General features: G+C 40.7%; 9 protein-coding genes and 1 tRNA gene. 3 read left to right on the forward strand and 7 right to left on the reverse strand.

Annotation, left to right across the window (positions count from 1 at the left end):
- Positions 1-39: 39 nt before the first annotated feature.
- The 4 genes from frdD to frdA are packed head-to-tail and all read right to left on the reverse strand — an operon-like array spanning position 40 to position 3,363.
- Positions 40-402 (reverse strand): fumarate reductase subunit FrdD, encoded by a 363-nt coding sequence (gene frdD, locus BTO22_RS00440; RefSeq protein WP_060992673.1) that lies wholly within the window; start codon positions 400-402, stop codon positions 40-42.
- 11 nt (positions 403-413) lie between these two features.
- The gene (gene frdC, locus BTO22_RS00445) at positions 414-797 is read right to left on the reverse strand and encodes a fumarate reductase subunit FrdC (RefSeq protein ID WP_045101069.1); all 384 of its coding nucleotides are present in this window, start codon (positions 795-797) and stop codon (positions 414-416) included.
- Positions 798-799: 2 nt separating this feature from the next.
- Complete coding sequence (locus BTO22_RS00450) at positions 800-1,543, reverse strand: succinate dehydrogenase/fumarate reductase iron-sulfur subunit (protein WP_060992671.1); 744 nt, start codon at positions 1,541-1,543, stop codon at positions 800-802.
- On the reverse strand, positions 1,543-3,363 hold the full coding sequence (frdA, locus tag BTO22_RS00455) for a fumarate reductase (quinol) flavoprotein subunit (RefSeq protein ID WP_060992670.1): 1,821 nt from the start codon (positions 3,361-3,363) through the stop codon (positions 1,543-1,545). Before frdA ends, BTO22_RS00450 begins: the two co-directional genes overlap by 1 nt.
- A gap of 407 nt (positions 3,364-3,770) precedes the next feature.
- Between frdA and epmA the strand changes: the two genes are divergently transcribed.
- Positions 3,771-4,745, forward strand: coding sequence for an elongation factor P--(R)-beta-lysine ligase (gene epmA / locus BTO22_RS00460; RefSeq protein WP_172795139.1), 975 nt, complete (start codon positions 3,771-3,773; stop codon positions 4,743-4,745).
- Between the two features lie 14 nt (positions 4,746-4,759).
- Here epmA and BTO22_RS00465 read toward each other — a convergent pair whose 3' ends face one another.
- The 3 genes from BTO22_RS00465 to rsgA form a co-directional block, all read right to left on the reverse strand.
- Positions 4,760-5,647 (reverse strand): DMT family transporter, encoded by an 888-nt coding sequence (locus tag BTO22_RS00465; RefSeq protein WP_181044527.1) that lies wholly within the window; start codon positions 5,645-5,647, stop codon positions 4,760-4,762.
- 104 nt (positions 5,648-5,751) lie between these two features.
- On the reverse strand, positions 5,752-6,615 hold the full coding sequence (asd, locus tag BTO22_RS00470) for an archaetidylserine decarboxylase (RefSeq protein ID WP_061005697.1): 864 nt from the start codon (positions 6,613-6,615) through the stop codon (positions 5,752-5,754).
- Between the two features lie 58 nt (positions 6,616-6,673).
- The gene (gene rsgA / locus BTO22_RS00475; protein WP_060992666.1) at positions 6,674-7,729 is read right to left on the reverse strand and encodes a small ribosomal subunit biogenesis GTPase RsgA; all 1,056 of its coding nucleotides are present in this window, start codon (positions 7,727-7,729) and stop codon (positions 6,674-6,676) included.
- A 98-nt stretch (positions 7,730-7,827) separates the two neighbouring features.
- On the opposite strand from rsgA, the gene orn reads away from it, so the two are divergent.
- Both orn and BTO22_RS00485 read left to right on the forward strand, forming a co-directional pair.
- Positions 7,828-8,373 (forward strand): oligoribonuclease, encoded by a 546-nt coding sequence (gene orn, locus BTO22_RS00480; RefSeq protein WP_060992665.1) that lies wholly within the window; start codon positions 7,828-7,830, stop codon positions 8,371-8,373.
- A 143-nt stretch (positions 8,374-8,516) separates the two neighbouring features.
- Positions 8,517-8,592, forward strand: a tRNA-Gly gene (locus BTO22_RS00485).
- Positions 8,593-8,642: the final 50 nt, after the last annotated feature.

An 8,642-nucleotide genomic window follows, 5' to 3' on the forward strand; every position in this document is an offset into this window, starting at 1 on the left:
AGGCATCAGCCAACCTTTTTTTATTAATCTGAATTCAGATTAGATCATAAAGATAAACACAACAGAAAGAACAGTTGCCAGTGCAGCAATTGCGTAACACGCAATTTTACCAGCCGTTCCTGTGTGGAATTTAAGATCGTGCATACCGTGATGTAGACGGTGCATTGCGTGCCACATTGGCATTGAGATTGAACCAATTACAAATAGAGCACCAATGATACTAGTTACAAAACCAGCAACACGTAGGTAGTTCATTGATTCAGCACCAATAACACCCAGTGGAACTAAAATACCAAGAACAAGAATTGTTACCGGTGTCAGCATTGCAAACCAAGTGCCACCAGCACCGAATAAGCCCCACCATACTGGTTCGTCAGAACGCTTTGGATTACGATTTACCACAATAACTCTCCTTAAACGATAACCAGTACAAGTAATGTAATTGCTGCAACTGCAGCCCACTGTGCAAGTACAACCACTTTCTTATCCAGTGTTTTACCACTGATACGAATTGGCATTACTTGCGGCATCATGCTAAAGAAAGTTTGAGCATGGAATAAGCTACCCGCTAAAGCAACAATGTTCAAAGCGACTACAATAGGGTTTGCCATGAAATCTAACCAAGAAGCCCAAGCAAGTGGACCTTTAACTAAACTACCTAAACCTACAAGTAGACAGATAGTAAAGAAAATTAACGGTAGAATGGTTGCTTCACGAACCATGTAGAAGCGGTAGAAAGGGTGATCTTTCCACCAAGTACGTGTCATTTCGCGAACGTAAGGTTTACGGTTGCTCATCCTTATGCCTCCTGAGGTTTAAGCATTGCGATAACAAAGTCTTGAGACGATGCGATCTTGCCTTGGTTTACTGCCGCAGCAGGATCAACGTGTTTTGGACATACTTCAGAACAGTAGCCAACAAAAGTACAGCCCCACGCGCCATTGTCACCATTGATAAGTTTCATACGTTCAGCAGAACCATTATCACGGCTATCAAGATTATAACGGTGTGCTAATGTTAGCGCTGCTGGACCGATAAATTCAGGGTTTAGACCGAATTGAGGACACGCTGCGTAACATAGACCACAGTTGATACAACCAGCGAATTGTTTGTATTTCGCCATTTGCTCAGGAGTTTGGTTGTTAGGACCTTGCTCAGGAGTACGGTCATTACCAAGAATATAAGGTTTAATTGCTTCTAAGCGCTCAATGAATGGCGTCATATCAACAATTAAATCTTTTTCGATTGGGAAGTTAGCCAGTGGTTCAATCGTTAAGCCATTTGGATAATCACGTAAGAACGCTTTACATGCAAGCTTAGGTACGTTGTTTACCATCATGCCACAAGAACCACAGATCGCCATACGACAAGACCAACGGTAAGAAAGGTCTTTATCTAGGTTATCTTTGATGTAACCTAATGCGTCTAATACAGATGTTGTATCATCACAAGGTACATCAAATGTTTGTAGATGTGGTTCAGCATCAGTCATCGGGTTGTAACGCAGAATGCTTACTTTTTGGACTCTTTTGCCAGCTGTCATTATGCTTGCTCCTCTGCGTTTTTCGCTGCTTTTTCTGCAGCCGCTTCTTCTGCAGCTGCTTTTTCTGCTGCTTCACCATATAGGCGAGCTTTTGGTTGAGATTTCGTGATTGTTACGCCGCTGTACTTAATTGTTGGTGCAGCATCTTCATTGTAATACGCTAATGAATGTTTTAAGAAGTTCACATCATCACGCTCTGTACAACCTTCATCTAAACGTTGGTGTGCACCACGAGACTCTTTACGCAGAATTGCAGAGTGAGCCATTGTTTCAGCAACTTCAAGACCGTAACCAACTTCGATTGCGTATAAAAGGTCAGTATTGAATACTTTTCCTTTGTCTTTGATGCTAATTTTTTTGTAGCGTTGCTTCAGTTTAGCTAGTGTGTCAATCGTATCTTGCATTTCGTGCTCTTTACGATAGATACCACAACCAGCTTCCATTGAGTGACCCATTTCAGTACGGATATCAGCCCAGTTTTCATCGCCTTCTTGTGCTAATAAAGCATCAATACGAGCTTTAACCGCTTCGATTTGCGTTTGGATAGAAGCATCGTTCCAAGCTGTGAACTCAGCAGCGCGTTCAGCGGCTTTCTCACCAGCTAGACGACCAAATACCACTAACTCAGCAAGAGAGTTTGAACCTAGACGGTTTGCACCGTGAAGACCAACAGAAGAACATTCACCAACAGCGAATAGGCCTTTGATGTTTGTTTCGTTGTTCTTGTCCGTTTCAATACCGCCCATGGTGTAGTGAACAGTAGGACGAATTGGAATAGGCTCTTTCGCTGGATCAACGTTAACGTATGCTTTTGATAGTTCACAGATAAACGGTAGACGCTCATTTAGGTACTCTTCACCTAGGTGACGAAGATCCAAATGCACAACATCACCTAGAGGGTGTTTAATTGTATTGCCTTTTTGCTGTTCGTGCCAAAATGCTTGAGAAACTTTGTCACGTGGACCCAGTTCCATATATTTGTTTTTAGGCTCGCCAACAGGAGTCTCTGGACCCATGCCGTAATCTTGTAGGTAACGGTAACCGTTTTTATTAACGATGATACCGCCTTCACCACGACAACCTTCAGTCATCAAGATGCCAGTACCTGGTAAACCTGTTGGGTGATATTGAACAAATTCCATATCACGTAGAGGAACACCATGACGGAAAGCCATAGCCATACCATCACCAGTAACGATACCGCCGTTGGTATTACAGTGGTAAACACGACCAGCACCGCCTGTTGCTAATACAACAGATTTTGCTTTAATACAGATAAGTTCGCCTTCTGCCATATGAATAGCAATTAGACCTTGAACTTGGCCTTCTTCAACAAGAAGGTCTACAACAAAGTACTCATCATAACGATTGATTTGAGGGTACTTCATTGAAGTTTGGAATAGAGTGTGAAGCATGTGGAAGCCCGTTTTATCGGCCGCAAACCACGTACGTTCAACTTTCATACCACCGAAACGACGAACGTTAACTTCACCATTTTCTTTACGGCTCCAAGGACAACCCCATTGTTCTAATTGAGTCATCTCGCGGTATGCATTTTTTACAAAGTATTCAACAACATCCTGTTCACACAGCCAATCACCACCACCAACAGTATCGTTGAAGTGATTGTCTAGTGTATCTTCTTCCTTGGTCACGGCTGCTGACCCACCTTCTGCGGCAACAGTGTGCGAACGCATAGGGTAAACTTTTGAGATTAGAGCGATTTCTAGCTCTGGGTTTGCTTCTGCTGCTGCAATGGCAGTACGTAGACCTGCACCGCCCGCGCCGATCACTGCGATATCTGTGGTTATAGTTTTCACAGTTATTCTCCGGGATAAAAGATAAAAAATTAAATTAACCATTCAAATATGATTAATTATGAGAATCTAGCCTGCTCGTGTGACAAATAAAGAGCAAATAAAACTTAAAAATTCTGATGTCTATTCTATGTGAGCTTTTGTAATAAAAATTGATATGGATAAAGTTTTGTAGTGCAAGTACCACTAATGGGGTGGTTTGTTGCTAATAATGTGATCTCCGTCAACTAGTTACAGCTGTTAATTTTGGCGTTAAATTGTAGTTAAGTTGTTGCTTTGTAAGTGATAATGGTTCTTATCGAACCTGTATCCCTTTGATGATTAAGGGTATTTATAAAGTTAAAAAATAGGTAACCTTAAAATTGGGAATCGGGTATCATTTTGGATAAGTTTTTCTAATGTGTAAAATTATGACTAGTCAAAACTGGATGCCTAGTGCATCAATTGAACAATTACAGCAGCGCGCTGATATTTTAAGTAACATTCGTCTATTTTTTTCAGAACGTAAAGTGATGGAAGTGGACACTCCAGCAATGAGTCACGCAACAGTTACTGATGTTCATCTTCATACCTTTCAAACGGACTTTGTTGGGCCAGGCTATGCGGATGGCGCACATTTGTATTTTATGACCAGTCCTGAGTTTCATATGAAACGCTTGTTGGCAGCTGGCAGTGGTGCGATTTACCAAATTAATAAAGCCTTCCGTAATGAAGAAGCTGGACGTTTTCATAATCCCGAATTTACGATGTTAGAGTGGTACCGTCCTACATTTGATCATCACCAGTTAATGGATGAAATGAACGAGTTGCTAAAACTTGTTTTAAAATGTGATAACGCAGAACGAATGACGTATCAACAAGCCTTTATTCAAGTGCTTGGTGTTTGTCCGTTAGAAGCTCCAATGGATGCTCTTCGAGCAGTTGCGGGGCCGTTAGGTTTGTCAGATATTGCTGATATTGAAGAAGACAGAGATACATTACTGCAATTGTTATTCAGTATGGGCGTAGAGGAGAAGATTGGTTTAGACGTTCCTGCTTTTGTTTATGATTTTCCTGCGTCTCAAGCGGCTCTTGCTAAGATTAATCCGACGGATCCGCGAGTGGCTGAGCGTTTTGAGGTGTACTTTAAAGGAATCGAATTAGCGAATGGTTTTCATGAACTTGATAATGCCAAGGAACAACTTGTTCGTTTTGAAGAAGATAATGCAAAGCGTAAATCTATGGGCTTAATTGAGCAGCCTATTGATTATCATTTGATTGCTGCATTAGAAGCTGGATTTCCCGATTGTGCTGGTGTTGCGTTAGGTATCGATCGCTTGATCATGTTAGCAATGGGAGAAAAGCACATCGATCAAGTGATGGCCTTTCCTTTTGATAGAGCTTAATTCTTTAAATAAAACTAGCTAACGATTAACCCTGTACCAATTACAGCTAAAAAAGCACCTAACCAAGCAAAGCGGTTCGGTGCTTTTTTTGTATATAGCCACAGTAAAGGTAAGATCATGATTGGTGTCGTCGAAGAGAGTAGGGCGACCATACCCACATTTCCTTTTTGTAGAGCATATAAGATTAGAGTCATGCCGACGGTCATCGCAAGAAATCCATTTAAGGCAACAATACCTAATATGCGTAAGTTAATTGGAGTGATAGGGCGTGAGATAGGTAGATTAGTTATTCTTAATAGGCTATGAGCGCCAAAAGCAGAAGCCATTCTAATCGCTGAGGCTGCGATAGGGTCAGCGCTGGTTAACATTACTGGTTTTGCAATTACACCACCAAGCGCTTGGCAAAATGCGGCGAGTAAGCCCAGTGCTATCGCAATCCAAATATTCCCTTTAACTTCTTCCCACGTGTGCTGATTATCAGTTTTTTTTCCAAAGAAAATAGCAATAGAAACACCAGAAAAAACAGAGATTGCCCCTATAAGCTCCCATCCTTGCAAAGTTTCATTAAATAACCAATAACCAAGTACAGCAGAGAACAGAGCATGGCAAGAAAAAAGCAAACCCGCTTGTCGAGGGCCCATTCGATTAAAACAAGAAAATAAAGCGGTATCACCAATAAAAATACCAATTAAACCCGACAGCATCATTGGAAATAAATGGGAATATTCAATAGAAGACCAGCCACCCGTAAACCAAGCAAGGCTAGATAACATAATCGTTACGCAGCCCATCCGCCATCGGCTATAAGCAAATGCGCCAAGATGACGAGCTGGTGCAACTGAAATCATGCTTGATAGTGCCCATAAGCACGCAGCACCAAGTGCTAACCATTCATATCCCATTATCATTCCATTGATTATTTTGATTCGTTAGTTTCAGATTATCTGAACTTAAAAAAATAGCGAACACAAGGTTCGCTATTTTGGTTTTATTTTAAGTAAATTATTTATTTTGCAATATGCGCAAATGGAGTACCCATACGAGTTGGAACACCATTTTCCATTGATGCATCAAACTTAATTGAATTAGGAGCAAATAGGTTAATAACTGTCGAGCCTAGCTTGAAACGCCCCATTTCTTCCCCTTTCTTAAAGCAAATCATATCATCGCCAGAAAGTGGGTAATGCCACGTCTTAACCGCAGGACCTGTTGGTGGAGTAACCGTATCTGCCCATGTAGTTTCAATACTACCAACGATGGTTGCACCAACAAGAACTTGAGCCATAGGACCAAACTCAGTATCAAAAATACAAACAACACGTTCATTACGAGCGAATAGGTTTGGTACGTTTTCTGCTGTTAATGGATTTACAGAGAAAAGGTCGCCAGGAACATAGATCATTTTACGTAATGTCGCATCACATGGCATGTGAACACGATGGTAATCTCGTGGTGATAAATACAGAGTTGCGAATTCGCCACCCATAAATTCTTCAGCAAGTTCTTCATCGCCACCAAGCAATTCTTGAGCAGAATATACATGCCCCTTTGCTTGAACTAATTGACCGTCAGTAATCGGGCCAAATTGGCTTACACAAGCATCTGCAGGATGAGAAATGACACCTTCATCTTCATTGATTGGGCGAGCACCGTCTTTTAATTCACGAACAAAGAAGTTATTGAACGTAGTGTATGCTTCAGGATCTGGATTCTTAGCTTCGTTCATATCAACTTTATACTGTTTAATGAACCATTTAATTACCGCTGTGGTTAACCAACCCATTTTTGCTGAGGCTAATTTGCCAGCTAAACGAGTAAGTGCGTGTTTTGGGGTTAAATACTGTAACCCTATTTTTAAATTATCTGACACGTTATTTGCCTACTAGTTATCAATTAAGATGGATATTACCACATCTTTACTTTGTTTATTAATCGGCTTTTTTGCCGCGAGAGAATTGACGGTTCGCCTTATTCTCAGACATGCTTTCAATGATTCGGTGATAGCTATCAAAACGTAACTTAGCAATCTTGCCATCTTTAACGGCTTCCTGAAGAATACAGCCCGGATCATCTTTATGCTTACAGTCTCTAAATTTACAGCCACCTAAGAAGTCTTTAAATTCGATGAACGATTCGGTAACTTCTTCTTTTTCTAAGTGCCATAAACCAAATTCACGCACTCCTGGGGAGTCAATAAGATCGCCACCGTGAGGGAAGTGATATAAACGAGCCGCGGTTGTGGTATGTTGGCCAAGACCTGAATTTTCAGAGACTGCACCTTCCATAATTTCAAGTTCTGGCATTAATGCATTTACTAAACTTGATTTACCAACGCCAGATTGACCAACGAAGATGTTAATATGATCTTTTAGTTCAGCTTCTAATTCTTCGATACCATAGCCCGACTCTTTACTGACGAATTTTACTTTATAACCAATATCTTCATATAAACTTAAAATCTGTCTTACATCGATAAATTCTTTATCAGACAGTAAGTCGACTTTGTTTAATACGATTAATGGTTTTATATGCAACGTCTCAGAGGCGATAAGGTAGCGGTCAATAATATTTAGTGATAGCTCAGGAAGAATAGAAGAGACAATAACCATTTGGTCAACATTCGCTGCAACTGGTTTGATGCCGTCGTAATAATCAGGGCGAGTCAGCATTGAAGTTCGTGGCTTAACCGCTTCAACAACACCTGAAATACCAGCAAGTACTTCTGTACCTGGACGCCAAATAACGCGATCGCCAGACACTAAGCTTTCGATACCTCGACGTAAATTACAACGGTGTATCTCTTTGGTGTCTGGATCTTCAATATCTGCGTGTTGGCCAAAGCGAGTGATCACTAGACCTTCTTTAGCTGCTTCTAATGAAGATTCATCCCACTCAACAGTGGTTTTAATTTTTTCTATACGCTTACTTTGATTAGAGCGTACTCGGCGTACTTGGCCTTTGGTTAGCTTTTTTTTCTTTGCCACGAAATGATTTCACTTGTAGGTTGGCTTTCAGTTTTATGTTGAAAGATAAATCGGCCCGAGTATCATACCCTTTTTAGTTACAAAATAGGCAACTCTCTATGGCAATTAATGATCAAAACCTGATTTGGGTTGATTTGGAGATGACAGGTTTAGATCCTGAAACTCATAAAATCATTGAAATCGCATCCATTGTAACTGATGCTCAGCTAAATATTTTAGCAGAAGGGCCTGTTATTGCTATTCATCAATCAGAAGATGAGTTGGCTAAGATGGATGATTGGTGTACCAATACTCACACTAATAGTGGTTTGGTAGCTAGAGTAAATGCAAGCGAACATGATGAAGCGTCTGCGATTGAAGAGACAATTGCGTTTCTTGAAAAGTGGGTACCAAAAGGGGTTTCACCAATTTGTGGTAATAGCATTGGCCAAGATCGCCGTTTTCTTTATAAGCACATGCCAAAGTTAGAAGAATATTTCCATTACCGTTATGTTGATGTAAGTACAATTAAAGAGCTTACTCGTCGTTGGAAACCAGAAGTACTTGATGGCTTTGAAAAAACAGGCACGCATCTAGCACTAGATGATATTCGTGAATCAATTGCTGAATTGAAGTATTACCGCCAACATATTTTCACTATTTGATCTTTTTGATGGTTTGTTGAGCGAAACAGGCGGGTTTTAAAGATTTTTTAGTTTTTTTTCAAAATCCGCTTGCATCATCACGTTTTACTCGTATAATTCGCAGCCTCTGAACGAGGAGCTACTCCTTATCAGATTATCAGTATGCGACACTAGCTCAGCTGGTAGAGCGCAACCTTGCCAAGGTTGAGGTCACGAGTTCGAGCCTCGTGTGTCGCTCCAATTTCTCTTTAGTATTTAGGTACTTCTCGAAAATTGAAATTGGTGTAAAG

Source organism: Aliivibrio sifiae, from assembly GCF_002954705.1.
GTDB lineage: Bacteria > Pseudomonadota > Gammaproteobacteria > Enterobacterales > Vibrionaceae > Aliivibrio > Aliivibrio sifiae_A.